Below are 23,788 nucleotides of genomic sequence, written 5' to 3'. Positions count from 1 at the left end.
ACAAACGTCTATCTAAAGAAACTAAAGTAAAAGTAGGTATTTAATTTAATTGTCTGTGATGACGTTTGTTTAACCATTTTATTTCTCCTTGTTTTTATTGTTTAATACTATACCCTTAATTTCATACAATGTCAAGACTTTTTTAGAAAATTTCTGAAAATTTTTAACAATCAACCCCCGATAATCTTTTATCAGGGGCATCTAGCTTAATATTTTATTTGAATTTTAGCTTCAAAATCATCAATAACTTTTTGAAGATTGAGTCGGCCTTTGTAGATACCATAACCAAATACTAACATGGCAAGAACACCTAAAACTGCTAGGATAATTCCAACAATGAAAAGAATCATATTGGTTTGGCGAAAGAAATAAATCAGAACAAGACCGATACTCGCAATGGTAAAGAAGAGACTAAACCAACGTCCTAGATTTTCAATCATATGTTTTTGATAGTGAATTTCTGTTTCATAGCCTTGAATCAATTCTTGTTCTGTCATGATTTCTCCTTTTAATATTTCAAACCTGGATTAAAGAAGCCAAGTAATACACCAATAAATGCAACAACTACAAGAAGTAGCATCACTTTGATTGGAGATAGATTTTTCTTAGCCATTAACCACCAGCAAAAGACGATAAATAATGCCGTCAAAAGTCCTGGATAAACTCCGTCCAATTGATCTTGCAGAACCAAGAATGCTTTTCCGGATGAGTCTTTTAATTGGAAAGCTGTTTTAACAGGCACCCAAGTAGCTGCTACTGCTCCGATAACCATACCACCAATGATAGATACAGATTTACGGATAGCTTGTCCTTGAGGACCAACAAGAAATTCAACCGCTTTGTCGCCCAGTTCATAGCCTTTAAAATAGGCAAATTTCATACCGAAGTAAGCTAGCAAGTTCCAGACAACGATGTAGAAGATAGCACCTAGTGGAGATCCTCCGTTTGATAAACCAAGGGCTATCCCCAAGATAATCGGGATCAGTGTCCCAACAATCAGCGAGTCTCCAATACCTGCAACAGGTCCCATCAAACCAGCACGAAGTCCATTGATTGTTTCATCATCCACTCCGTCAGCACCATTTGCACGTGCCTCTTCGAGCCCTGCTGTAATCCCGACAATCAAGGCACCTAGCTGAGGTTCAGTATTGAAGAAGGCTGTATAAGTATGCATTGCCTTTGCTTGATCTTCTTTTTTCGGATAAAGTTCTTCCACAATTGGTAGCATAGACGCAAGATAACCAAAAGTCTGCATGTGCTCTTGTGAGAAGCAGGTCAAGTTACCATAGTACCAATGATGGAAAGATTTTCCTAATGTTTTTTTCGTTAATTTTGCCATTTTAGATATCCTCCTCATCATCGTCATCAATCACGCCTGTACTTGCTACTGCTTGAGCTCTGACATTTTTAGCCATTTGAATTTCATAGAATAGAACAGCGAAAATCAATGAAATGACTGCACAAGAGACTAGATTTAATCCTAGAGAAGCTGCAAGAGTAAAACCGACAAAGAAAGGAATGAAGTCGACAGCTTTTTCAACAATTTGTTTTAACAAAATAGCGATTCCGACACATGGAAGGAGTGAGCCCACTGTAAAGAGGGTTTTCATTGGAATTCCATCCAAAGGAAGGGCTGATTTCAAAGCTGTAACTGCATCTGCCCCTAATTTACACATGATTAGAGTTGGTAAGAAAGAGAAGACAATGTGTGAAATCCATGGGAAGCCCCAGTCTACTGCGTACAAACGCTTAAATTCTCCTTTTTCGACTGCTTTCCAACCAATGTGTTGCCAGAGCAAGTTCATTGTAGCTGTACCATAAAATAGAACGGTACCAACTGTTCCTACTAAAGTTCCCATTGATTTAGCCAAGTTAGCTGCATCTGAAGAATCTAAGGCTAAGCCTTGTGTCGTAATAGCTACCATCGCTAGCGGAATACCGATATAAGAAACCGCACGAACGTCTGCTGAAACTGTACCACCAGGAGTAACCAGAGCAATATAAACCAATTGCATGGCAACCCCACAGACTATACCTAGTTTAATATCTCCTAAGATAAGCCCTGAAACAAGTCCACCAACAAGCGGGCGTCCCAGAGTATAGTTACCAATTGATGTACCACCTAGACCAGGCATGGATGACAAACACGCAAACAATCCTAGCAAAGCGGCCTGTAACCAAGAAATTGTCATAATAAGCCTCCTTTAACGCTTATAGTATTATTAAAAACCAAACTTAGACTTGAAATCACTCCAGTAGCCGATGGAAACATCTGGCAATAATTGGAATTTCACCTTATAACCAGCCTTTTCAATTGCTTCAATTGCCTCTGCTTCTTCCTGAGTAATAGACTGATTGTTTCCTAGTTTCGTTGCTCCTGGGCGATCATTAGCAGGCCCGACGATAATTTCTTTAACGTCAGCTGGAACAAAGCCTTGGTCTACTAAAATTTCTTTCATATCAATTGGATTCTTCGTAATTAAGAAATAGCGGCTATCTGAATCCAAGACCTTTTGTGATTTTTCTTTAAAAGCTTCTTTAGTCCAAACAAAAGTTTTCTTATCTGAAGCAGCTTTATAAGCTTGTTTTAATACGGCATTCCCTGCAGCTGCATCATTGACCGCAATTAAGCCATCACAAGGATATTCCTTAGCCCAGCGAGTAACTGTCTGACCGTGGATCATGCGGTCATCAATCCGTACAAATGAAATTGTCATGATAAATCTCCTTTAAGTATTTAAATATCGTCGTCATCTTCTTCGTCACTATCGGTTGCGACTTCGAATTCTTGAAGAGCTGCTGAAGCTTCTGAAAGAATGGTTCTAGCTAGTTCTTTGCCTTCTAACATATCTTTCATAACTAGCCCTGTTAAAGCCATGGTCAGGTTTAAGCCACCTAGGACAACTGCTGTGTCTAGTTTCCCAAGTTCAGCTAAGACATTGCAGGCAGTAGTAAGAGGGCTTCCCCCAACAATATCTGCCAACACAAGAACCTGATCTTCCTCAGCTAAGCCCGCTAAAGCTTGGCGAAACTCCAAGGCAAAATCGTCTACTGACTTACCTGCTTTTAGACCAACAGCAATCACTTGATCTGTCTTGTCGCCGGCAAACATTTCCAAAGAACTTTGCACCCCTTCGGCCAAGCCACCGTGGCTGACCAATACAAGATATTTCATCTTTCCTGCCTCCTTACCCTTCTACTTCTTAGCCAATTTAGGCTTTAAACGTCGAAGGTTTCTTTATGACTTTATTTTACAGGTTGTGGAACCGGTTTCATATTGTCAAATGTCACTTAAGTTAGATGACATTTGTTAGGAAGAATATGACAATTGTCATATTGGTCTAGTCAACTTTGTTTATTTTGTGGTTGAAATGAAAAAAAAAAGAAAGCAGATTATTTTCCGCTTTCTATTTCCTTTTGAATACTAGGTAGGGCACTATCAATCTCTTGATTCTGCATCGCATTTTGAATCAGATAGTCCATCCGCTCCATCGTATGTTGATCTACTTCTAGACTGATATCAATGATAGAGCGATTCATCATGCGATCCAACCTCTCAGAAGTCAAAGAATCCAAGCCAAAATCATCTGCTTGTAGGATTTCTTTAGACTGCTGACTTTTCACTACAGATGGTAAGACCGAAGTCCCTTGAGATTTCTCAAATAGAGCCTGTTGGCTCTCTTTATCCTGCGATAACAAAAGCATAAATTCCCATGCTAGTTTTTCTTGACTGGTATTAGAAGACATGGCAAAGAGTGAGGTCTTGACCTGTGTTCCCATCACCTGGCTATTGGCTGTTGGCATCGGGATACAGGTCCAAGAAAAACTAGAATATTTGGAAACATGATAAGGATAGGGCTTGTAGGTCCGATACTGGGCCAGACTCATAGGATAGAAGGCCACCCTTCCCTCATCAAAGTCATTAGAAGTTACCTTATAGTGCTGACTGAGCATATCTAATTTACTCATAAAGGACAGGGCTTGGTGCATCTCTGAACTGTCTACATTGATGCCGGATTTATCGGTAAGATGGCCGCCGTAAGCTACCAGAGCCTGCTGCCAAGTGTAATCTGTTATACCGTACTGATCCACCACACCATCGCCATTGGTGTCTTTGGTTACTTTCTTGCAAATCTCATAGAAATCCTCTAAAGTCCAGCCTGATTCAGGAATGCTAATTCCTTCTTTTTCAAGCAAGTCTTTATTGACACACATCATGATAGGATTGCTCTCAACTGGAAGAGCATAGCTGACTCCCTGATATTGCCCAGCTTCATAAGCAACCGGATAAAAGGCCGTCCGTTCATCATCTCTTAAGAGGGTATCCAAGGACTTAAGCGCGCCCGTCGAAGCCAACATGCTAAAGTCATTTTCTGGTACCATAAAGAGATCTGGCTGCTCGCCTTTCAAGACTCGCTCTGCCAGCCAGTCAGCGTAATCATCCTTGGGAATACCGCTTTCATAGACGACCTTGACATGAGGATGCGTCTTTTCAAATTTTTTAATCAGGCTGTCCAAGACCCTGTTTTCCCGGCTGTTAGGTACATCCCAACTAGAGCCTGCATAGACACCGATACGCAGGATTTTTTCCTGAGCTGAAGCCCAAAAGACAAAAGCCAGAGCAACAGATATGATCAGGACAACCAGCAGGGCCAAATGTCTCAGTCTCCACTTCATTTGTCGCTTTCCTTACTAAAATCTCTCTGGGTGACTCCGGTCTGCACAGCCCAGATAGCCAGCTGGGTTCGGTCACGCAAGTTGAGCTTGGCTAGGATACCTGACAGGTAATTTCGGACTGTCCCTTCTGATAGAAAGAGCTTGGCTGCAATTTCTTTATTCGAAATTCCAAAGCCAATCTGCTGGATAATCTTCCACTCCGTCCGGCTCATGTCCTCTATATTTTCCTCCGTCACCGTGATAGCAAAGTTGGACTGGGCCATCTGTGAAAAGATTTTGAAGACCTTGGTGGCAATATTGGGATTGATCATAGCTCCGCCTCGATAGACTGTCTGAATGGCTTCATGAAGTTCTTCTGTCGAAACCCCTTTGAGAATATAACCAGACGCACCATATTTGAGAGCGGAGAAGATAAATTCATCGTCATCAAAGGTTGTCAGAATGATAATCTTAACATCCGGATACTGCTCCTTGACAGCCTTGGTACAGAGAACACCGTCCATGACTGGCATGCGAATGTCCATCAGAATCACATCTGGGCGCACCCGGTGAAGCTTTTCCAGCACTTCCTTGCCGTCTCCAACTGTCCCGACAACCTCAATATCAGCGTGGGCTGACAGGATGATTTGCAGAGACTCGCGAATCAAGGCCTGATCGTCTGCTATTAAAACCTTAATCATGTCTTCCTCCTATTTTTGGGATTTCGATATGCGTGTAGAAACCGTCCCTATTTTCAAAGCGGACGCTTCCGCCAATAATCATTAGGCGCTCCTGCATCTGCTTGAGGCCATAGCCATAGCGGAGTTCATCAAAGCCAACACCATCATCCTGAATGGTCATTACATAAGCTTCTTCTTCCTCCAGCAGCTCAATCCAGATAGTCTTGGCATGCCCATGGCGGACAGAGTTGGTAATAGACTCCTGAATCACCCGAAAAACAATGTCTTCCTTGGCAATATCCAAGTCAATATTATCCCATTCGTAGCGGAGATGAATCTCCAAATTGGAGATAGCTTCATACTCACGGATAATCTTAATCAGAGCTTCCTTCAAAGTGTTATTTTCCAGAGCTCCCGGTCGCATCTTATTGAGCGAGCCTCGGACATCACGGATACCATCTCGAACGACGACAGAGACATTATTGAGCTGCTCCTTAGCCCGGTTGGTATCAATATCGACCAAGACCTTGACCGCATCAATACCCGCTGAAATTCCTGTCAGGGCATGGCCCAATGTATCATGAATCTCTCTAGCAATCCGCTTCCGCTCTCGATCTTCTGCTATTTTCTCAGACAAAGCCAGATAAGAGTTCAACTCGCGATTAGCCTGAGAAGCCATGCGCAGCTCTTCCTCAATCCGATGACGCTCCGTAATGGCTGACAAGATGTAGAAGAGCAAGGAAATCATAAAGACAACGATATTGAGGGAGTAGAGAAAGTTCTTACCAAAAAGCAGTAGCAGCCGGACGGACTCTGGGTAAAAACGAATATAGGTATCTAGAGAAGGCAACTTGATAAAGAGCGACATAAGGTCATAGTTGGACAAGAGCAACATGCCAAAACTCAAAATGATAAAAGAAAACCAGTACTTCTTGTCTTTAGAAGCATTGAACTCTTTAGAGCCATAGAAAATATCCGCAAACACTAAGAGAAGCAAGCCATTGTAGGACGAGTGCAAGACAGAAAAGATGACCAGCATAAGCAGGATTTCAATAATGGTCACCTTGTCATAGACAGACAGCTGATTAGGGTGGCGCTCGCGATAGTACATGACTAAAAGCAGGCAGGCATACAAGCTAATTGATAGCCAGAAAATCAAGCTGGGAGAGCCGGGAATGGCATCCAAACGCTCCAACAGCGAGTGACTGAAGCCCTTAGCCGCCACATAGTTGGTCGCAAAGAGATAGATAGACGCATTATAGACAATGGCAACCAGATTAATGACCATCAGCGCTATTTTGCTGTAAAATATACTTTTTTGAGGTCTCATTATTGCCACCCTGTAACTGTGTATTGACTGATATTATCCCTATTAACCAAGTGAACCGGAATCAGATATTGGCTGTCGTAGGATTTCCCTTCCTGCATCAGCTCAATTACCTGCGCCACCTTGCGTCCCATCTGAATGGGAGATTGAGCTACAGTTCCCTCTATATCGTTTGTTGTAGCCAAAAAGTTTTTGATATCCGGTGAGCCATCCACGCCATAAATAGAAAGCTTTCGGTTCAAGCCGTTATTTTTAATAGCCGCTAGGGCACCAATCGCTGCCCGATCATTGAGAGCCATGACCACATTAAAGTCCATTCCTTCATCTAAGGCACTTTTTACTTGAGGCATTGCTTCTTCAGTCTGGCCAAGCGTCTCTTTTTGGGAAACAATCTTGTAACGAGGTTGGTTTTTTATTGTCTCTACAAAACCTCGAATGCGGTCCATAGCAGAAACTGCATTTCGATGTTCTAGCAGAAGGATATTCGCAGCTGGCAAACGTTTCATCATATCTTTAGCAATTAAAACACCAGCTTGGTAATTATCTGAAACAATTGTCGTATCGACTGCCACTTCTTTGCTGACTGGCGCATCCACTACGATGATTTTAATCCCAGCTTTCTTGGCCTTTTGAAGAGAAGAAATGATACTTGGACTATTACTCTTCACCGGATTGATGACAATAACATCTACCTTTTCTCGGACGAAAAAGTCAATCTGCTGACTCTGCTTACCCTCATCCAGCTCAGGATCTCGAACATAGAGCCGACTCCCCTGCTGATTAGTTTTTTTCTCTAACTCCGCATTCAAGGTCTTGTAAAAGTCGTTATTCATGGTCATGTAGGTAACCCCAATCTTGACCTGTTTTGGATCCGGAAGAATCCCCTTGAAATACACAAAAGATAAAGCCAGTACAAGTAGAGCTAAGAGGGGCCACAAAGTATTTTTAAAATGAATATGACTTCTTTGCTTTTCTGTTTTCACTACTATTTATACCCCCAATCTATCTAGTAGGCTACACTTATATACAGAATTATTATATTACAAAGCGAGAAAAAATCAAAATCTGCTCTAAAAAGCCAACTATCCTTTCATCGCTAAAATCAAAATTTTTCTATACTTCCAATCTAGTCTTCCCCACTAAAAGAGCCCCATGACCAAATAGAATCATAGAGCTTCAGGTAACTGCGGAGTGGTTTTATTGACTGATTGCAGTATCACAAAAGACAATTAGCAGTTTAGTAATTTTTAATCAAATCGACTGTTGAACGATCTAACTTCTTCACAATTGCTTGCAAGAATGCCTGAGCTTGTAAGAAGTCATCCATTGCATAGAGTGTTTGATGGGAGTGGATATAACGAGCGCAAACTCCGATAGTCGTAGATGGAACACCACCGTTTTGGAGATGGGCTGCACCAGCGTCTGTTCCACCTTTTGCACAATAGTATTGGTACTTAATACCAGCTTCTTCAGCTGTAGTAAGCAGGAAGTCTTTCATATTAGGCAGCATGAGATGACCAGGGTCGAAGAAACGAATCAGCGTTCCGTCACCAATAGCACCTTGACCACCATATACATCACCAGCTGGAGAACAGTCTACAGCAAAGAATAATTCAGGCTCAAATTTAGTTGTTGAGGCGTGAGCTCCACGCAAACCAACTTCTTCTTGGACATTAGCACCGACATATAGCTCATTGCTTAAAGATTGTCCTGATAAAGCCTGAGCCAATTCACTGACCATGAGAACCCCGTAACGGTTATCCCAAGATTTGGAAATAACATTTTTACCATTAGCTGTTAAAATAGCTGAGCTATCTGGCACAATAGCATCTCCTGGACGAATTCCGAAACTTTCTGCTTCTTCCTTATTGGCAAATCCACCGTCAAAGACAATATCGCTTACTTGTGGCAGGGTTGGTGTCCCACCAGCTCCACGTAGGAAGTGAGGTGGAACAGAGCCAGAAATCACTGGAATTTCCCGACCTTCTCGAGTAAACAATTTGAAGCGTTGACTGCTGACCACAAGAGGATTCCAGCCACCAATTTCAACTACACGAAAAGTACCATCTGGCTTAATCTCACTGACCAAGAAACCAACTTCATCCATATGAGAGGCCACTAAAACTCGAGGCGCATCTGCTACACTCGAATGTTTGATACCAAAGAGGCCACCCAAGCCATCCGTCACCATTTCATCCACATGCGGAGTCATCTTCTCACGCAAATAAGTCCTTACAGGACCTTCATGAGCTGAAATTGCAGAAATCTCAGTTACTTCTTTGATTTTTGAAAATAAGTCTGTCATATTTACCTTCTTTCTGCCCCCTATTTTATCACTTTTTGGGAAAGATAGGTAGCAAAAGCCTAACTCTCTACAGGAGAAATATCCAAGTAAAAAATTTTCAGTCAAGTCCTCTCGCCTGTCAATTTCTCCTTTTCTATCTTGGCCATTGTTCCCCCTTCTTTTTTGTGTTAAAATATTGTCATGAAAGCTAAAAAAATCATTTTAACAACAGCTGCTCTTCTTGGAGCAGGAAGTCTTGCCTTGGGCGCGCGAAAAGTCGTCAAAGAACAACAGCTAGCCAAAAAGAGAGAAGAGATTATTCAACTGGTCCGTAGCTTCTTTGCTAGTCAAGGACAGATTGCCACGGTCTATGTGCAACTCTATGAGTCCAGCGAAGATACACTGGTTGGTGGAGTAGTCCTTGAAGATGAACGCCACTTTACCTTTGTCTACGAAAACGGCCAGCTAACTTATGAGGAAAAATGATGATTATTCCTGAAAATATAGAAGAATTGGCAACTTACGTTCAGTCAGAGGGGAGGACTGTCTTCTTTTTCACAGCAGACTGGTGTGGAGACTGTCGTTTCATCCAGCCCTCCCTACCAGAGATTGAGGCAAGGAATCCAAATTTCACCTTCATCCAAGTAGACCGCGATGCCTATCTCGATCTTGCTAAACGCTGGGATGTCTATGGGATTCCTAGTTTGGTTGTACTGGAAAAGGGACACGAAATAGGTCGGTTGGTCAATCGCAATAGAAAAACTAAGTCTGAAATCAATGATTTTTTAGCGTCATTAAACTAATCAAATGGAGAAAAGAATGATTTTTACTTATAACAAAGAATTTGTTGGCGATGTTTTGATGGTGATTGTTGCCAACAACGAAGATGCAAAACTTTCTGTTGAACGCAAAGGAAATGTTGCTCGTATTTTCCGACAAGATACAGCCGAAACCGTAGCTTGGAACATTTTCCAAGCATCAGATATTCTTAATATCCAACAAAACGGCCAGATCTTTCTTACTGACGAAGAGGTTGCCCTGCTCAACCAAGAATTGGCTAAAGAAGGCTTCTCTGAAACTCTGATCAATGATCTCCAACCGAAATTTGTCGTCGGAGAAATCGTCGAAATGATTGCTCATCCAGATAGCGACCACCTCAACATCTGTCAAGTACAGGTCGCAGAAGATAAGACTCTTCAAATCGTAGCCGGCGCCCCCAATGCTCGAGTAGGCCTTAAAACTATCGTTGCTCTCCCTGGTGCTATGATGCCTAAGGGAAACCTTATTTTCCCTGGCGAACTACGGGGTGAGAAAAGTTTTGGTATGATGTGCAGTCCACGTGAGTTGCAATTGCCAAACGCTCCTCAAAAACGTGGCATTATCGAATTAGCCGACTCTGAAGTCGTCGGAACTGCGTTTGATCCAGCAAAACATTGGCAAGGGTAAAAAAATCGTGATTTTCACGATTTTTTTCTTTCTCTTACGAATAAATAAGTAGGAGGAAATTACATGTACAATAAAGTCATTATTATCGGTCGCTTGACGGCCACACCAGAATTGCACAAAACAAGCAATGAAAAATCTGTCACACGCGCAACGATTGCGGTCAATCGTCGTTACAAGGATCAAAATGGTGAGCGCGAAGCAGACTTCATTAATATCGTCCTTTGGGGCAAATCAGCTGAGACTCTAGCTAGTTATGCCAGCAAAGGAAGCTTAATTTCTCTAGACGGCGAATTACGGACCCGTCGTTATGAGAAAGATGGCGTAACCCACTATGTCACAGAAGTGCTTGGTCATGGTTTCCAACTTCTTGAAAGTCGTGCCCAGCGGGCTATTCGTGAAAATAATTCTGGGGCTGATTTAGCTGATTTAGTCTTGGAAGAAGAGGAACTTCCTTTCTAAAACTCCCACTTTTCCTTTCTTTTCTATTAAGAACCTTGGCTGAATAGCCTTGGTTTTTTTATTGTTCTATTTTGATAATTTCTTTTCTGATTGCTTGTTTTTATTTATCTTCAAATACTACTTTTGCTCCCAAAAATGTCTCTTTTTTGTTATAATGCTTAGCAGAGGTAAAAATGAAAATGAAAAAAAATGCTTTTGATTCTGACAAATACTTAAACCTGCAGCGCGACCATATCTTGGAGCGCATTAATCAATTTGAGGGCAAATTGTACATGGAATTCGGCGGTAAAATGCTGGAAGACTTCCATGCTGCCCGTGTTCTGCCAGGCTATGAGCCGGACAATAAAATCAGACTGCTCAAAGAGCTCAAGGACCAAGTAGAGATCGTCATTGCCATTAATGCCAACAACATTGAGCACTCTAAGGCGCGTGGCGATTTGGGCATTTCCTACGACCAGGAAGTTCTGCGACTAATCGATACCTTTAACGAACTGGATATTTATGTAGGATCAGTGGTCATCACCCAGTATTCCGGTCAGCCAGCGGCGGACCTCTTCCGCAGCCAGCTGGAAAAGAATGGCATCGCCTCCTACATCCACTACCCGATCAAGGGCTACCCGACCGACATGGACCATATCATCTCACCTGAAGGTATGGGGAAAAACGACTACATCAAAACCAGCCGTAATCTAGTCGTAGTAACCGCACCTGGTCCTGGTTCTGGTAAATTGGCTACTTGCTTGTCCAACATGTATCATGACCAAATCAATGGCATCAAGTCAGGCTATGCCAAGTTTGAAACCTTCCCCGTTTGGAATCTGCCCCTGCACCATCCAGTTAATCTAGCCTATGAGGCAGCGACGGCAGACCTGGACGATGTCAACATGATTGATCCTTTCCATCTGCAAACTTATGGCAAGACCACAGTCAACTACAACCGCGATATTGAAATTTTCCCAGTCCTCAAACGTATGCTAGAGCGTATCCTTGGAAAATCACCTTATGCATCTCCAACGGATATGGGCGTCAACATGGTCGGCTTTGCTATTGTAGATAATGATGCAGCTATTGAGGCATCTCAGCAGGAAATCATCCGTCGCTACTACCAGACTATTCTGGACTTCAAGGCGGAGCGCGTTTCTGAATCTGCTATCAAGAAAATCGAACTTTTGATGAATGACCTAGGCATCACACCGCTGGACCGTAAGGTAACAGTTGTGGCACGTGCCAAGGCTGAAAGCACCGGTGAGCCAGCTCTGGCCTTAGAATTGCCAAACGGTGAAATCGTAACTGGTAAAACCTCTGAACTCTTTGGTCCTACGGCTGCTGTCTTGATTAATGCCATTAAGAAATTAGCCCATATTGCTAAAGAAACCAAGCTAATCGAGCCTGAGTATGTCAAGCCAATCCAAGGCTTAAAAATCAACCATCTGGGCAGCCGCAATCCTCGCCTCCACTCAAACGAAATCTTGATGGCTCTAGCAATCACAGCCATGGAAAATCAAGATGCAGCAAATGCTATGCAGCAACTCGGTAATCTCAAAGGTAGCGAGGCCCACTCCACTGTCACTCTGACTGATGAAGACAAAAACGTCCTGCGCAAACTAGGCATCCATGTGACCATGGACCCCGTTTACCAGTATGATCGACTCTATAGAAAATAAAAACAAGCTCTGTTAAAAGCTTGTTGAGGAAGCTGGCGCCGCCAGCTTTTTTCTTAATAACGCTTAGATAGGAGAAAACGCAAGAGATAGTAAAGTCCCAAAACCAGGATAATGGTCACGGTCAGAAACTGATTGAGACTTAAGATGATTGGGAAAATCATGGACAGGACACTCAAGCACGCTGCCAGCAACAAAAGAATATTAAAAAGTAGAGTGCGAGTCTTTTCGTCAATCATGCGATTGCGCTCATCAGTCACCTGAATGTAGAGCTTCTCAAAATTTTCCTCCCGTCTTAGGGCAAGATTATACCGAATAGTCATCAAAGAAAGCCCCAGCAGTATGCCGACCATGACTCCTTCCTGAAGATCATCCAGAGAATGAAAGTGGCTCCAGGCCAATCCCACCAAGATGATAAAGGTTAAGATACGTCCCACGATAACTTTCCTTTGAAGTTTTTTTCGAAATTCTTGTTTAGTTAATGTTTCCATGTCGGCCTCCTATTTTTCATACGCTTGAAAAATTTTCAAGATCAGCACAATCAAGATCATTCCCACAACAGGCAAGATTTCCTTAGGGATAAAATCGAACTGTAAATGAAGAAAGATCAGGACAAGGACTACTAAGAAACCTAGTCCCCATTTGAGCATATAAGTCCATTTCATGATTCATCCTCCTCAAAGAGAAACACTTCTTCAATCCTTAAATTGAAAAAGGATGCAATTTTATAAGCCAAAAGGAGCGAAGCATTGTAGCGGCCTTTTTCCAAAGAAATAATCGTTTGTCTCGTAACCTCTAGCTTCTCAGCCAGTTCTTCTTGGCTGAGCTTTTTTCTTTTTCGTAATTCTTGAATTCGATTTTCCAAGGCCGCCTCCTTTTGCTATGTAAAACAAACTTTACTTTTCAAACATAGTATAGCTCCCTTTACATCATTTGTCAAGAAGAAAGCGGCAAAAAATAGGCTGGGACAAAAGTCCTAGCCTCTCAATTGTCTTTGGATTGTCGAGCAAGACGCAGTGGTTGAGTGGGCTCTACTACGCTTATTTCATCAGCTTTTACAGCCCTACTCAACTGTGCGGAGGTGGGACGACGAAATCGAATTCTAACGAATTACCGATTTCTGTCCCACTCTCTTTTATCATCTTTATTGATTTCCTTTGTTATTTGCTTTTTAAAGCTACAGTCAACTCGACACAAGCCCCTCCTTGGTCTGGATTGAGCAGGGTCAGACGACCACCATGCAAAAGAGCTACCTGCTTAGAAAAGGCTAAGCCGATACCATGATGGGGATTAGCTGAATTGCGGCTTTGGTCACTCTGGTAAAAGAGCTGTTCTGCTCCCAGCAGCATCTCCTCAGAAAATGCAGGGCCATTGTTCCAGATAGCAAAAACCAACTGGTCCTGCTGCACTGATACCGTCAGCTTGACTTCCTTTTGATCCTGGTCTGCATGTTCAAGCGCATTCAGTAAAATATTGAGCAAAGCTCGCTTGAGATAGTCCAAATGAATTGACAAAATCAGACTAAGCTCACAATCTTCTTGGAGGTAGAAACGATAGCTTTCCTGTTTGCTGAACAGCTCCCAGTCGTCCTGTAGAGAAACTAAAAAGTCCCCTAAGGAAAGCTTACCGAACTGATTAGAATCAATTTGAAAAGTCTTAGCGTAATCAATCAAAGAGCCACAATACTCTTCCATCTTGTGACTGGCCTGCAAAATCTCAGCAGCATAGTCTGCCTGTGGCTGGCCCAACTGCGCCAATTCCAAGAGCTCAGCATTCCCCTTAATCACAGTTAGGGGCGTCTTCAAATCGTGCGATGTCGCTGATAGCTGTAAAATCAACTCCTGATTATGCTGCAGCTCTCTTTCTAAAAGACGAGCATTTTCTTGGTGGCTGCTCCGTAAATCGCTGTAGACTTCTAGCATTTCCTCAATCCGAAAAAGCTGGCTTTGATTTTCTTCTAAAAGCTTCTTGCTCGTTAGCATTTTTATTTCCCTGTCGATTTTTCGGAGCAATTTCAAAATATGATAAAAAGTAATCAGCAGCAAGCTCCCTGCCCAAAAGAACAAGGTAAAAAGGACATAATCACTTCCTTGCGTAAATTCATAGCCTATAAGCACAAAAATCAAAACATGGAAAAAGACGATTTTTAAACTGGTTGTCCAGACTAGGCTTTTGAAATTTCGGGTTCTAATTGCCATCTATAGCCTACTCCTCTCACAGTTGCGATTGCTTGCAGCCCTTCTTGTTTGCATTTTTGACGAATCTGATATACGTACTCTGAGATGGAGCGAAGCTGTGTTTCTGAGCTTTCTGGGTAAAGCAAGGTATGCAGGCGTTCAGCTGAAAAGGTCTGCTTGGGATTGCTAGCTAGTAAATGCAGCAACTTAAACTCTCGCTCTGAAAATTTCAAGACTTTACCAAAACAGGCAACTTCATAGCGCTCTGGATAAAATTGACAAGAAGCAATTTCAGAATATCGCTCCTCACGTCTTTCCTCCCGCCTAAGATGAGCTCTGACACGCGCCAGCAATTCTTTGGTTCCAAAAGGCTTGACAATATAGTCATCTGCTCCGCGAAAGAGCCCTTCCACCTTGTCCGCCTCCAACTCCTTAGCTGTCAAAAAGATGATGGGACACGAAAGATGAGGACGAATGTAAGAACACAGCTCAAAACCATTAACAGGCTCCATCATCACATCCAGCAGAATCAAGTCATATCCGACAAAATGCGTCAGCTCTAGGTCTTCTATCCGATCAAGCGTCGTCACATCATAAGCATCGAGCTCTAGGACGTTTTTCACCAGCTTCAAAATGCTCCGGTCGTCATCAACCACCAAAATACGATACTGTCTCATGATTTCCATTATAGCATACCTCTAGCGAACATCTCGTTTCAAGGTTAAGAATATAGCAGAGCTCCAAACCAAAGCTAACCATAAAATCTGTATTCCCAGCCCTGAGAGATCTATTGAATGCTGAAGCCCTTCATACTCAAAAAGATTTAGCGCAGCCAGATCGGGCAGGTATTTTGCTTCTTTGATGAAAGTTGCCAATAAACGGCTGAGACCAATCAAGAGAGGAAAGAGCACCGACACCGGCACAACCCAAGATTGAAATAGCAAAGCGAGGCCAGCAGCTAAAAGAGCCAGAAAAAGATTGCTGAGAAGACCAAAAGAGCTGTAATAGAGGAATTTCCCCAGTAAGGAACAGCTAAAGCTTAGGTCAAAACGAGCCAGCATAACAAGGAAACAGCTGCCTACCATGATACTGTAGAGGACCAAGAGCAGCAAGACCAGAAAAAGGAATTTCCCAGTCAACCAAGCCTTTCTATTTGATACGGTTAGAAAATTCGTTCGCATCCCCGACTTGACAAACTCCTGGGCAAAATAGAGCGAAGTAAAGATGACGATGACAGGCTGCGCCAGATAGAGGGCGTGCAAAGCCTCACTCAGAGCCTTTGTCTGGCCAACTACTGTCTGACTATAGTCAAGATTCATTAGAAAAAAAGGAACGACTACCAGAGCTACCAAGGCTGCACCAAGAGCGATATAGTAAGAACGAAACTTAATCCATTCACTTTTAAGCATAGCTATTATCATCAGTAGCGTCCTCCTAAATCCGTCTTCAAAAAGCGCAGAGAGGCCATGCCGCCGATGACTAGCAACCATACGCTTAGTATCAAGAGTCCTTGCAAGGGATTATTGGCATATTGAGAATTCGGCGTTGCAACAAATAACTCTCCTGCAGGCTGTGGCAAATAAGCTCCCCAAGTCGTGTGGGTAGCTAGGTAGTTTCCCAGATTATAGATCTGTGGCACAAGAAAGAGTAAGGGAAGCAACATCGTCCGCCCAAGCAACCCCAATAAAAAGGACAGGAGACCTAGCAATGCAGTAGCTAGTGCCTTCCATAAAAGATGACTCCAGGCAGCTTGATTAAGTAAAATTGGATGCAGCCCTTCTTTTCCTAAAGCCAAGTGCATGACAATATAGCTTAAATAAATGGATAACAAGCTAATGATGAGTGAAAACAAACCAAAGGTCAATATTTTCCCCATAAGTAGCTTCAAGCGGTTATTACAAGCCAATAGACTGGTTCGCAAGCTATGAGACTGAAATTCCATTGCTCCCATAATTCCAGCTAAAATGACTAAAACCATCCCCCCCATAGATGCGCCATTAAGACCTAGATATTCCAGTGGATCAATAGCTTCTGCCAGACCAGGAACCGTCTCAGGGGTCGCATCTAAACCGATAGACAGATACTGGCGTCCCTCTAGCCAGGATACGGCAGGTACCAATAACAGCATGAAGACCACACTTACCCTGAAAGCCTTGGTTGATTGGATTTTCAACCACTCTGAATGCAATAAGGACATCGTCTCTTTCATCTTAAACCTCCTCTGTTAAGTCGAAGAAGAGCTCTTCTAAACTATCTGTTCCTTGTAATACATCTTCTAGCGTTCCCTGTTCGATAATTTGCCCATGATGAATCAAGACTACATCATCTGTTACCATTTGTACCTCAGACAGGATATGAGAGGATAGAAGGACGGTTTTCCCTAAATCAGCCTGCTGGCGAATGAACCTTCTAAACCACTTAATCCCACTTGGATCCAGTCCATTGGTCGGCTCATCTAATATAAGAAACTGAGGATCACCTAGTAAAGCTACTGCCAACCCCAGTCGCTGACCTTCCCCCAGAGACAGGCTTGACAAGAGGTCTTTTTTCTTATGAGCGATTCCAGTCATCTCTAAAACCTCATCGATCCGAGACTTGGGAATAGCATTACTCGCTGCGATAATTCTCAGGTGGTGATAGACCTTACGATTTGGCAGACCGCCAATGCCATCAAAGGCTGCACCTACCGTTTTGAGAGGATAAGTCATTGACTGATAGGCTTGTCCATCAAAAGTCGCAGTCCCAGAGGTCGCTCTATCTAATCCCAAAAGAATCCTCAAAGTCGAGCTTTTCCCTGCACCATTATGTCCTAGAAAAGCCGTAATGCGACCACTCCTAGCTGTAAAAGAAATATCCTTTAAAATTTGCTTGTCTCCATATTTTTTAGAAACACGATCAATTTTTACAATATGTTCCATACTGAACTCCTTTTCTTTATTTGACTTTATTTTACAATGGCAAGTTCAGAAGAAAATCAGACAAGAAAAAAACTTGCCTTGCGACAAGCTTCTTTTCTCATTTTTCGACTGCATCCCAGAGCTGGCGGATGCTTTTTTTCTGCACGGGATCGACAAAGTGTGGGGCGATTTCCACCAGAGATTGCAAGACAAAAGCCCGCTCAGCCACATAAGGATGAGGAACAATCAAGCTTGGACTGTATATCTCTTCTTGTCCTATGTAAAGAATATCCAGATCAATCACGCGCGGTCCCCATTTGATCTCTCGCACACGCCCTAAATCCGCTTCAATAGCCAAGAGCGTCTGCATCAGCTCCTCAGGATTGAGCCAGGTTTCAACTTCAACAACTTGATTGAGAAACGGATCCTGCTCAACTCCACCCCAGGGCTCTGTCTCGATACGACTTGATGCCTGCAAAATCCTTATATTTTGCTCAGCCATTTTTTCTAAAGCAGCATCCAGATTGGTAGCTGAGCTACCCTGATTACTACCCAGAGCGACAAATACTTTCCGCTTTTGACGAACTAGCTTGACTGAGCATGTGTCCAAAGGTAGAGGAACAGGAGCCCAAGGTTTCTTGACCTCTAAACTGACTTTCTCAACCAGGTAATAGGATTGAAAAATCTTGCCAATCAGCTGATAAGCCAGCGTTTCAATCAAATCTTCCTTGCTTTCTTGACACCACTTAACTAGCTCCTGAGCTAGCTCTCCATAGTGAATTGAAGCTGTCAGATCACCTGTTTTAGCAGCCCGAGTCATATCATAATCCAAAATCAAATCCAGAACAAAACGCTGACCCAATTCCTTTTCAGCCGCAAAAACCCCATGATAAGCATAGACTTCCAAATCTTTAATTCTTAATTGATCCATCTATTTCCTCTTTCTTTGTCAATATATAGGCTCTAACTTGAGCTAAAAAATACAAGGAGCCAGTAATCAGAAGCACCTCTTGATCCTTATGCGCATCTTGTAAATAGCTATCTACATACTGCTTCCAAGGTTGATAGGTTACCCCCGTTTGGAAGGCTTGTCTCTTCATTCCCTCTTCAGAAACTGCTCGCTCATCCGCAAAAGATGTCAATGTGACAGATACATCTGCTTGAGCAAACAACTGCAACATCTCATCTAGTGCTTTGGTCCGAATACAGGTAAATAAAATCTTCTTATCTTTTGAAGCAAAGCGTTCTTGGAAGGAAGCTAATAGAGGACTTAAAGCATGCGGATTATGTGCCCCATCCAAAAAAATCAAAGGTTGCTCCAGAATTTTTTCCATCCTAGCTGGCCAAGCAACTGCTAGAAGTCCACGGTCGATTTCTTCTTTTGTCAGAAGAGGCAAACCCTTTTGTTGGCAATATAGATCACAAATCTCAATAGCCAAGGCCGCATTATCTGTTTGATAAGATCCTAGGAGTGATGTTTGGTAAATACTGGACTCTCGCCATTCATTTTCCAGTGAAAAGACTTCGCCAGTGTCTTCGCTTCTGAGCCAGTCAACCTGATAGGACTGTCCATACAAATATGTTGGAGCCTGTTTACTTGTTGCCACACGCTGGATAACTTCCAGGGCTGCTCTATCAATCTTACCAGTGACTATTGGAATTGAAGTCTTGATGATTCCAGCTTTCTGCTCTGCTATTTCCCCAAGTGTGGACCCCAAAAGAGCCATATGATCCAAACCAATCGTACTAATCGCAGTAAGGTCTGGCTGGCAAACATTTGTCGAGTCTAGAAGCCCGCCCATACCGACCTCAATGATCGCCACATCCACTTCTTCCTGAGCAAAATAATCATAGGCCAAGGCCGTGATAATTTCAAACTCAGTCACTCCCTTGAAAGCCGAATGATGTCCTTGATGGACAAACAAATCTTTATAAATCTGCAAGAGCTGGTTCAATTTTTGATTGGAAATAGCCTGTCCGTTTATAGCAATTTGCTCATTATAAGAAACAATATACGGAGAGGTAAAGGTTCCAACTCGTAATCCTCTTAACTGAAGAAGTTCTCGAAGAGTCGCAATCGTTGAACCCTTGCCATTGGGTCCTGCTATATGAATGACCGAAAGTTGCTTATGAGGATTTCCTCGATAAGCCAGCATGGCTTCCATTCGCTCTAAGCCAAAGTTCGGAGTATCCGTCCGATAGTTTGCAATCCAGTTCAAATCTGGTTTTTCGTTTCTATCTATCATCTTATTTGTATTGTCCTAAGGTTAAATCTTCAGCGCGGTTAGCTAAACGAATCGCATCACCAATCTCCACCGCCATTTTATGATAAGGAATATCATGAACTCGCAGCATTTCTACCCCTTGACTGGCCGCAATACTGGTCAAATGACTAGAGGCTATATCACGATTTTGGTAACCCAAATCTGTCTTTGGATCAACCTCAATGCCTGCATCTTCCAGTATATTCACAACAAAGCGCTTACGAGAAACGCCAAGAAAGATTGGAAAACCAGCTCGATGGATATCTTCCAGATGCTGTAACAGAATTAGGTTTTCTCGCTTGGTCAGACCAAAACCAATACCTGGATCCAGCATGAGGCTGTTCTTCTCTATTCCTGCCGCTTTTGCTCTAGCCAAGGATTTATCAAAATAGGCCCACATCAACTCTACAATATCTGAATGCGCAAACTTTGATAATTCCTGGTCTGTGAAAACATCTTGAAAGCCAAACTTGGGAAAGATCAATGAGCTAGCATGGTGAGGTCGAGCCATAACCGGATTGAACATCAGAATAGCTCCAGCAGAAGACTCAGCCACCACTGGCGCCATTCCTTCATCGCCTAAAAAACCAGTGATATCATTAACAATATCTGCACCAGCTGTTAGGGCTGCTTTTGCTACGGGCGCTTTCCAAGTATCGACCGAAATCAAGACATCACTTTCCTTGCGAATAGCCTCAATCACTGGAACCACTCGCTCGATCTCTTCTTCAATCTCAATATAATGGCTACCGGGTCTCGTGGACTCCCCTCCAATGTCCAACATCTGGGCACCTTCTTGTATCAGATACCTCGCTTGCTCTAAAGCAAATTCTACAGTGTTGTATTTGCCACCATCCGAAAAAGAATCTGGGGTTACATTAAGAATCCCGCACAAGCCTGTCTTACCGTCTGGGACTAGTTTTCGAACATCAATCTTTTTTTGAGCCATTTTATTTCTCTCACTAATTCTTAATTACTAACATTTTATCATATTTTCCTCAGAAAAAAAGACGAGAAAATTTCTCGTCAGGCTTGATTATTTGCAAATAACATGAGGAATATGGCAATTCCATTTCGAAGCATATGGGCCATAATAGACATTTCTAACCTTTCTGTCGTATAGGCTACATAGGCAAAGACTGCTCCCATTCCTCCATAAACGATAAAACTACCAATATTAGTCGGACCATGGAAAAGGCCAAAAAGTATCGCACCTATCACAAATCCCACCAGTTGATGCTTAGGAAAAAGTTTCTTGGGAATAAAGCCACGAAAAATGACTTCCTCTAGAACTGGAGCTCCAATCACTGTTGCGATAATCATGACAATCTGTGGGATCTCGCTCATCGCCTCTTGAATTCTCTCTTGATTACGAGGAATAAGCGAGCCCCCTTCCAAGCGCATGACAATAAACCCCAAAGCACCGATAAGAATTGATAGGAAATAAGATAAGACCAAAAGTCCCACTGATGACCAATCAAAAAAGCTGAGATCAAATGTGAGGATTCCTTCTCTTTTAGCAAGAAAGAGCGTTAAAAGAAGAATCAATAGGTACAGGATGATTATTCCACCTACACTAATTGGTGATTGTTTGTCTTCTAAATACCTCATTGCAATGAAAGGAACTTGTGTCAAGACCACTATCACCAACACAATTAAACAATATTTTAGTTTTTTTAAATAGAATTCCATTTCTTCCCCAATCTAGCAAAAAAGGGAGGCTGACAGCCTCGCCTTTCTTATTGCTTTTTAAAGCGTTCCACATCGCGTGCTATGACTAACTCTTCGTCTGTTGGAATAACTAACACTCTGACCTTTGCTTCTGGTGTTGAGATATCCCCATATTGCCCATAGACATTCTTTTCTGGATCAATATCACAACCGAACCAAGAAATTCCTTCAATAACCAATTTACGGATGGTTACTGAATTTTCCCCGATTCCAGCTGTAAAGACAATCGCATCCGCACCATTTAAGACTGCTAAATATTGACCAATGTATTTTTGAATTCGATCTACAAAAATATCGTTGGCTAATTGAGCCTTTGCATCACCTGCCCGCATCGCTTCATGAATATCTCGCATATCGCTTGATTTCTCGGAAACTCCCAGCAAACCAGATTCACGATTCAAAATTCGACTGATATCTTCAGGAGTCTTAAAGTCATCTGTGTACTGCATGAGATAAGGAATAATCGCAGGATCAATATCCCCTGTCCGGGTTCCCATCATGACACCACCAAGTGGAGTGAAGCCCATAGAAGTATCAACAGACAAACCTTTATCAACAGCTGTAATAGAAGCACCATTACCAATATGACAGGTGATAAGCTTCAACTCCTCAATCGGTTTGCCCAAAAGTTTAGCTGCTTCATGCGCTACATACTCATGACTAGTACCATGAGCTCCGTACTTGCGGACCTTGTTTTCTGTATAATATTTCGTTGGCAATGGATAGCGATAAGCTTTTTCTGGCATAGTGGTATGGAAAGAAGTATCAAACACTACCACACTTGTAATGTCAGGCAAAAGTTCCTTAAAAGCACGAATCCCTGCCGCATTTGCTGGATTGTGAAGAGGTGCTAAGAGAGAAAGTTCTTCAACTTTTTGAATAACCTCTTCATCAACTAGAGCAGAATCTTTGAAATACTCACCACCCGCAACGACACGGTGGCCTACTCCTGTAATCTCATCGAAAGACGCAATGATATTAAAACGCATCAAATCGTCTAACAAAATCTTTACAGCTTGAGTGTGGTCAGTAATATCAAGCACCTGTTTTTCAGTACGACCATCAAATTTCACCGTTGAAATAGAATCTTTGAGTCCAATCCGCTCAATCAAACCTTTAGCTAATACTTTTTCTTCTGGCATCAAGTAAAGCTGCCATTTTAAACTAGAACTTCCTGCATTTATTGCGATTGTTTTAGACATAATTTACCTCTTTTAAGCGTTTTCAGTTCTCATTATACCAGAATTTTGATCAGTTTTCACTAACTTTGCGCCATTTTTGAAAACTTTCGCGAAAGCGAGTAATTTCATCATGATTTTGTAGATCTGTCAATGCATAGGCAAAAGGTTCTGCTTTTATATTTTTTTGTTTTTGTAAAACAAAAACCGTCTTAGCCTGAGAGGCTGATGCAAAGAGTTTTTCTGGCAAAGCAATCATCGCAACCAAGCTGGCATTGTCTTTGAGCCAGGATTTAAGTAAGTCGCTCTGCGGGCTGGTTAAGAGGTGATTAGGGGCTAAGAAGATAGCATAGCCATCGGCCTTCAAATACTTTAAAGCCTGCTCCATCAATAGATGATGAGCATAGGTGTGCTCCGTCTGACTGGCTACCTGGTAGCGACTGGCAATCTGATCATCCGGATAGTAACCGACAGGCAGATCACTAATAATCAAGTCGCTCTCTTTTAGAACTTGAGGGCGCACAGCATCTCCCTGGGCAAAATGGGCTTTTGATCCCATCACTTCTGCAATACTGGCAGATAGGTCAATCAGTAAATCATCAATCTCTAATCCTAGATAATCAATCTCTTTCCGACTATTGTTCAGGATTGTCTCTGCAAGATTTCCGGTTCCGCTCCCCATCTCAAGAAGAGTAATATCTGATGCTACCATCAGCTGGTCAATGATGAAAATCAGCAGAAAACCAATGGCATCTGGTGTAAACTGATGATTGGCTTGTAAAGGCTCTGTCTGAGAAGCCTTCATCAGAATGAACTGATAGGCTCTCCGCCATTCTTCTCTGCTTAGCTTTAAGCTCTTCAAGGTCTGATGATTCTTTTTAACGATTTCTAAGTCCGTTTGTCCATCCAAATAGATACCGTTTTGCTCGATTAAGGCATCATAAAAATTAGTTGAAAGCTTGTTTTGAATGACTTGGACATTTTCTAAAAGGAGCGTATAGGCTTCTTCGATTTTTTCAAAATTCATA

General features: G+C 42.4%; 29 protein-coding genes. 5 read left to right on the top strand and 24 right to left on the bottom strand.

Translation table 11 applies throughout. The features are described 5' to 3' along the window. Positions 1-206: 206 nt before the first annotated feature. The 10 genes from HMPREF3108_RS03655 to pepA form a co-directional block, all read right to left on the bottom strand. On the bottom strand, positions 207-497 hold the full coding sequence (locus HMPREF3108_RS03655) for a hypothetical protein (RefSeq protein ID WP_045504452.1): 291 nt from the start codon (positions 495-497) through the stop codon (positions 207-209). A gap of 11 nt (positions 498-508) precedes the next feature. Then, the gene (locus HMPREF3108_RS03650) at positions 509-1,339 is read right to left on the bottom strand and encodes a PTS system mannose/fructose/sorbose family transporter subunit IID (protein WP_048777245.1); all 831 of its coding nucleotides are present in this window, start codon (positions 1,337-1,339) and stop codon (positions 509-511) included. A gap of 1 nt (position 1,340) precedes the next feature. Continuing rightward, positions 1,341-2,192, bottom strand: a complete 852-nt coding sequence (locus HMPREF3108_RS03645; protein ID WP_008810034.1) for a PTS mannose/fructose/sorbose/N-acetylgalactosamine transporter subunit IIC — start codon at positions 2,190-2,192, stop codon at positions 1,341-1,343. A gap of 30 nt (positions 2,193-2,222) precedes the next feature. Continuing rightward, positions 2,223-2,717: a PTS sugar transporter subunit IIB gene (locus HMPREF3108_RS03640; protein WP_008810035.1), complete on the bottom strand. Its 495-nt coding sequence runs from the start codon at positions 2,715-2,717 to the stop codon at positions 2,223-2,225. Positions 2,718-2,737: 20 nt separating this feature from the next. Then, a complete protein-coding gene (locus tag HMPREF3108_RS03635; RefSeq protein ID WP_070493343.1) occupies positions 2,738-3,175 on the bottom strand; it encodes a PTS sugar transporter subunit IIA in 438 nt (145 codons plus the stop codon). A gap of 218 nt (positions 3,176-3,393) precedes the next feature. Further along, complete coding sequence (locus tag HMPREF3108_RS03630; RefSeq protein ID WP_070493340.1) at positions 3,394-4,677, bottom strand: ABC transporter substrate-binding protein; 1,284 nt, start codon at positions 4,675-4,677, stop codon at positions 3,394-3,396. Then, positions 4,674-5,357, bottom strand: a complete 684-nt coding sequence (locus HMPREF3108_RS03625) for a response regulator transcription factor (RefSeq protein ID WP_002896732.1) — start codon at positions 5,355-5,357, stop codon at positions 4,674-4,676. The genes HMPREF3108_RS03630 and HMPREF3108_RS03625 overlap by 4 nt, the downstream gene beginning before the upstream one ends. Beyond that, the gene (locus HMPREF3108_RS03620; protein ID WP_070493337.1) at positions 5,350-6,666 is read right to left on the bottom strand and encodes a sensor histidine kinase; all 1,317 of its coding nucleotides are present in this window, start codon (positions 6,664-6,666) and stop codon (positions 5,350-5,352) included. Before HMPREF3108_RS03620 ends, HMPREF3108_RS03625 begins: the two co-directional genes overlap by 8 nt. Next, positions 6,666-7,652 (bottom strand): sugar ABC transporter substrate-binding protein, encoded by a 987-nt coding sequence (locus tag HMPREF3108_RS03615; RefSeq protein WP_070493334.1) that lies wholly within the window; start codon positions 7,650-7,652, stop codon positions 6,666-6,668. Before HMPREF3108_RS03615 ends, HMPREF3108_RS03620 begins: the two co-directional genes overlap by 1 nt. Before the next feature lie 248 nt (positions 7,653-7,900). Continuing rightward, complete coding sequence (pepA, locus tag HMPREF3108_RS03610) at positions 7,901-8,968, bottom strand: glutamyl aminopeptidase (RefSeq protein ID WP_070493332.1); 1,068 nt, start codon at positions 8,966-8,968, stop codon at positions 7,901-7,903. A gap of 180 nt (positions 8,969-9,148) precedes the next feature. On the opposite strand from pepA, the gene HMPREF3108_RS03605 reads away from it, so the two are divergent. From HMPREF3108_RS03605 to HMPREF3108_RS03585, 5 genes are all read left to right on the top strand, one after another. Beyond that, the gene (locus tag HMPREF3108_RS03605; RefSeq protein ID WP_070493330.1) at positions 9,149-9,433 is read left to right on the top strand and encodes a DUF4651 domain-containing protein; all 285 of its coding nucleotides are present in this window, start codon (positions 9,149-9,151) and stop codon (positions 9,431-9,433) included. After that, complete coding sequence (locus HMPREF3108_RS03600; RefSeq protein WP_012130918.1) at positions 9,433-9,750, top strand: thioredoxin family protein; 318 nt, start codon at positions 9,433-9,435, stop codon at positions 9,748-9,750. Before HMPREF3108_RS03605 ends, HMPREF3108_RS03600 begins: the two co-directional genes overlap by 1 nt. Positions 9,751-9,766: 16 nt before the next feature. Then, positions 9,767-10,393 (top strand): YtpR family tRNA-binding protein, encoded by a 627-nt coding sequence (ytpR, locus tag HMPREF3108_RS03595; protein ID WP_070493326.1) that lies wholly within the window; start codon positions 9,767-9,769, stop codon positions 10,391-10,393. 63 nt (positions 10,394-10,456) lie between these two features. Then, a complete protein-coding gene (locus HMPREF3108_RS03590) occupies positions 10,457-10,852 on the top strand; it encodes a single-stranded DNA-binding protein (protein WP_012130920.1) in 396 nt (131 codons plus the stop codon). Between the two features lie 179 nt (positions 10,853-11,031). Then, positions 11,032-12,516, top strand: coding sequence for a DUF1846 domain-containing protein (locus HMPREF3108_RS03585; protein WP_070493477.1), 1,485 nt, complete (start codon positions 11,032-11,034; stop codon positions 12,514-12,516). Positions 12,517-12,569: 53 nt separating this feature from the next. On the opposite strand, the gene HMPREF3108_RS03580 is transcribed toward HMPREF3108_RS03585, so the two are convergent. The 14 genes from HMPREF3108_RS03580 to HMPREF3108_RS03520 all read right to left on the bottom strand — a co-directional run bounded on the left by HMPREF3108_RS03580 (position 12,570) and on the right by HMPREF3108_RS03520 (position 23,787). Then, positions 12,570-13,004 (bottom strand): hypothetical protein, encoded by a 435-nt coding sequence (locus HMPREF3108_RS03580; protein WP_045634151.1) that lies wholly within the window; start codon positions 13,002-13,004, stop codon positions 12,570-12,572. A gap of 9 nt (positions 13,005-13,013) precedes the next feature. Further along, on the bottom strand, positions 13,014-13,178 hold the full coding sequence (locus HMPREF3108_RS10790; RefSeq protein WP_004193711.1) for a hypothetical protein: 165 nt from the start codon (positions 13,176-13,178) through the stop codon (positions 13,014-13,016). Then, positions 13,175-13,378 carry a helix-turn-helix transcriptional regulator gene (locus tag HMPREF3108_RS03575; RefSeq protein WP_045634152.1) on the bottom strand — a complete coding sequence of 68 codons (204 nt, stop codon included), beginning with the start codon at positions 13,376-13,378 and terminating at the stop codon, positions 13,175-13,177. The genes HMPREF3108_RS10790 and HMPREF3108_RS03575 overlap by 4 nt, the downstream gene beginning before the upstream one ends. 295 nt (positions 13,379-13,673) lie before the next feature. Further along, positions 13,674-14,711, bottom strand: coding sequence for a sensor histidine kinase (locus tag HMPREF3108_RS03570; protein ID WP_070493323.1), 1,038 nt, complete (start codon positions 14,709-14,711; stop codon positions 13,674-13,676). Next, positions 14,678-15,376 (bottom strand): response regulator transcription factor, encoded by a 699-nt coding sequence (locus tag HMPREF3108_RS03565; protein ID WP_070493320.1) that lies wholly within the window; start codon positions 15,374-15,376, stop codon positions 14,678-14,680. Before HMPREF3108_RS03565 ends, HMPREF3108_RS03570 begins: the two co-directional genes overlap by 34 nt. 12 nt (positions 15,377-15,388) lie before the next feature. After that, positions 15,389-16,111, bottom strand: a complete 723-nt coding sequence (locus tag HMPREF3108_RS03560) for a lantibiotic ABC transporter permease (protein ID WP_060970950.1) — start codon at positions 16,109-16,111, stop codon at positions 15,389-15,391. Then, positions 16,111-16,899, bottom strand: coding sequence for a lantibiotic ABC transporter permease (locus HMPREF3108_RS03555; protein WP_060970949.1), 789 nt, complete (start codon positions 16,897-16,899; stop codon positions 16,111-16,113). The genes HMPREF3108_RS03560 and HMPREF3108_RS03555 overlap by 1 nt, the downstream gene beginning before the upstream one ends. 1 nt (position 16,900) lies before the next feature. Next, entirely contained in the window at positions 16,901-17,608 is a 708-nt protein-coding gene (locus HMPREF3108_RS03550) for an ABC transporter ATP-binding protein (protein ID WP_060970948.1), read from the bottom strand. A 97-nt stretch (positions 17,609-17,705) separates the two neighbouring features. After that, positions 17,706-18,518: a 2-amino-4-hydroxy-6-hydroxymethyldihydropteridine diphosphokinase gene (gene folK / locus HMPREF3108_RS03545; protein ID WP_060553803.1), complete on the bottom strand. Its 813-nt coding sequence runs from the start codon at positions 18,516-18,518 to the stop codon at positions 17,706-17,708. Beyond that, positions 18,499-19,833: a bifunctional folylpolyglutamate synthase/dihydrofolate synthase gene (locus HMPREF3108_RS03540; RefSeq protein ID WP_176744511.1), complete on the bottom strand. Its 1,335-nt coding sequence runs from the start codon at positions 19,831-19,833 to the stop codon at positions 18,499-18,501. Before HMPREF3108_RS03540 ends, folK begins: the two co-directional genes overlap by 20 nt. 1 nt (position 19,834) lies before the next feature. Continuing rightward, the gene (folP, locus tag HMPREF3108_RS03535) at positions 19,835-20,800 is read right to left on the bottom strand and encodes a dihydropteroate synthase (RefSeq protein ID WP_070493317.1); all 966 of its coding nucleotides are present in this window, start codon (positions 20,798-20,800) and stop codon (positions 19,835-19,837) included. A gap of 77 nt (positions 20,801-20,877) precedes the next feature. Then, positions 20,878-21,462, bottom strand: a complete 585-nt coding sequence (locus tag HMPREF3108_RS03530) for a CPBP family intramembrane glutamic endopeptidase (protein WP_256262214.1) — start codon at positions 21,460-21,462, stop codon at positions 20,878-20,880. Between the two features lie 128 nt (positions 21,463-21,590). Further along, entirely contained in the window at positions 21,591-22,784 is a 1,194-nt protein-coding gene (locus tag HMPREF3108_RS03525) for an acetate kinase (RefSeq protein WP_061603429.1), read from the bottom strand. Between the two features lie 49 nt (positions 22,785-22,833). Then, complete coding sequence (locus HMPREF3108_RS03520) at positions 22,834-23,787, bottom strand: class I SAM-dependent methyltransferase (protein ID WP_061603430.1); 954 nt, start codon at positions 23,785-23,787, stop codon at positions 22,834-22,836. Position 23,788 lies beyond the last annotated feature (1 nt).

Origin of the sequence: Streptococcus sp. HMSC10A01 (assembly GCF_001807785.1) — a bacterium.
Taxonomy (GTDB): domain Bacteria; phylum Bacillota; class Bacilli; order Lactobacillales; family Streptococcaceae; genus Streptococcus; species Streptococcus gordonii.
This window is presented reverse-complemented; position numbering and strand designations above follow the sequence as displayed.

Bases quoted from the DNA above. Each gene is read 5' to 3' on its own strand.
- HMPREF3108_RS03655 (WP_045504452.1), bottom strand. From the start codon at position 497: ATGACAGAACAAGAATTGATTCAAGGCTATGAAACAGAAATTCACTAT.
- HMPREF3108_RS03650 (WP_048777245.1), bottom strand. From the start codon at position 1,339: ATGGCAAAATTAACGAAAAAAACATTAGGAAAATCTTTCCATCATTGG.
- HMPREF3108_RS03645 (WP_008810034.1), bottom strand. From the start codon at position 2,192: ATGACAATTTCTTGGTTACAGGCCGCTTTGCTAGGATTGTTTGCGTGT.
- HMPREF3108_RS03640 (WP_008810035.1), bottom strand. From the start codon at position 2,717: ATGACAATTTCATTTGTACGGATTGATGACCGCATGATCCACGGTCAG.
- HMPREF3108_RS03635 (WP_070493343.1), bottom strand. From the start codon at position 3,175: ATGAAATATCTTGTATTGGTCAGCCACGGTGGCTTGGCCGAAGGGGTG.
- HMPREF3108_RS03630 (WP_070493340.1), bottom strand. From the start codon at position 4,677: ATGAAGTGGAGACTGAGACATTTGGCCCTGCTGGTTGTCCTGATCATA.
- HMPREF3108_RS03625 (WP_002896732.1), bottom strand. From the start codon at position 5,357: ATGATTAAGGTTTTAATAGCAGACGATCAGGCCTTGATTCGCGAGTCT.
- HMPREF3108_RS03620 (WP_070493337.1), bottom strand. From the start codon at position 6,666: ATGAGACCTCAAAAAAGTATATTTTACAGCAAAATAGCGCTGATGGTC.
- pepA (WP_070493332.1), bottom strand. From the start codon at position 8,968: ATGACAGACTTATTTTCAAAAATCAAAGAAGTAACTGAGATTTCTGCA.
- HMPREF3108_RS03605 (WP_070493330.1), top strand. From the start codon at position 9,149: ATGAAAGCTAAAAAAATCATTTTAACAACAGCTGCTCTTCTTGGAGCA.
- HMPREF3108_RS03600 (WP_012130918.1), top strand. From the start codon at position 9,433: ATGATTATTCCTGAAAATATAGAAGAATTGGCAACTTACGTTCAGTCA.
- ytpR (WP_070493326.1), top strand. From the start codon at position 9,767: ATGATTTTTACTTATAACAAAGAATTTGTTGGCGATGTTTTGATGGTG.
- HMPREF3108_RS03590 (WP_012130920.1), top strand. From the start codon at position 10,457: ATGTACAATAAAGTCATTATTATCGGTCGCTTGACGGCCACACCAGAA.
- HMPREF3108_RS03585 (WP_070493477.1), top strand. From the start codon at position 11,032: ATGAAAAAAAATGCTTTTGATTCTGACAAATACTTAAACCTGCAGCGC.
- HMPREF3108_RS03580 (WP_045634151.1), bottom strand. From the start codon at position 13,004: ATGGAAACATTAACTAAACAAGAATTTCGAAAAAAACTTCAAAGGAAA.
- HMPREF3108_RS10790 (WP_004193711.1), bottom strand. From the start codon at position 13,178: ATGAAATGGACTTATATGCTCAAATGGGGACTAGGTTTCTTAGTAGTC.
- HMPREF3108_RS03570 (WP_070493323.1), bottom strand. From the start codon at position 14,711: ATGGCAATTAGAACCCGAAATTTCAAAAGCCTAGTCTGGACAACCAGT.
- HMPREF3108_RS03565 (WP_070493320.1), bottom strand. From the start codon at position 15,376: ATGGAAATCATGAGACAGTATCGTATTTTGGTGGTTGATGACGACCGG.
- HMPREF3108_RS03560 (WP_060970950.1), bottom strand. From the start codon at position 16,111: ATGATAATAGCTATGCTTAAAAGTGAATGGATTAAGTTTCGTTCTTAC.
- HMPREF3108_RS03555 (WP_060970949.1), bottom strand. From the start codon at position 16,899: ATGAAAGAGACGATGTCCTTATTGCATTCAGAGTGGTTGAAAATCCAA.
- HMPREF3108_RS03550 (WP_060970948.1), bottom strand. From the start codon at position 17,608: ATGGAACATATTGTAAAAATTGATCGTGTTTCTAAAAAATATGGAGAC.
- folK (WP_060553803.1), bottom strand. From the start codon at position 18,518: ATGGATCAATTAAGAATTAAAGATTTGGAAGTCTATGCTTATCATGGG.
- HMPREF3108_RS03540 (WP_176744511.1), bottom strand. From the start codon at position 19,833: ATGATAGATAGAAACGAAAAACCAGATTTGAACTGGATTGCAAACTAT.
- folP (WP_070493317.1), bottom strand. From the start codon at position 20,800: ATGGCTCAAAAAAAGATTGATGTTCGAAAACTAGTCCCAGACGGTAAG.
- HMPREF3108_RS03530 (WP_256262214.1), bottom strand. From the start codon at position 21,462: ATGAGGTATTTAGAAGACAAACAATCACCAATTAGTGTAGGTGGAATA.
- HMPREF3108_RS03525 (WP_061603429.1), bottom strand. From the start codon at position 22,784: ATGTCTAAAACAATCGCAATAAATGCAGGAAGTTCTAGTTTAAAATGG.
- HMPREF3108_RS03520 (WP_061603430.1), bottom strand. From the start codon at position 23,787: ATGAATTTTGAAAAAATCGAAGAAGCCTATACGCTCCTTTTAGAAAAT.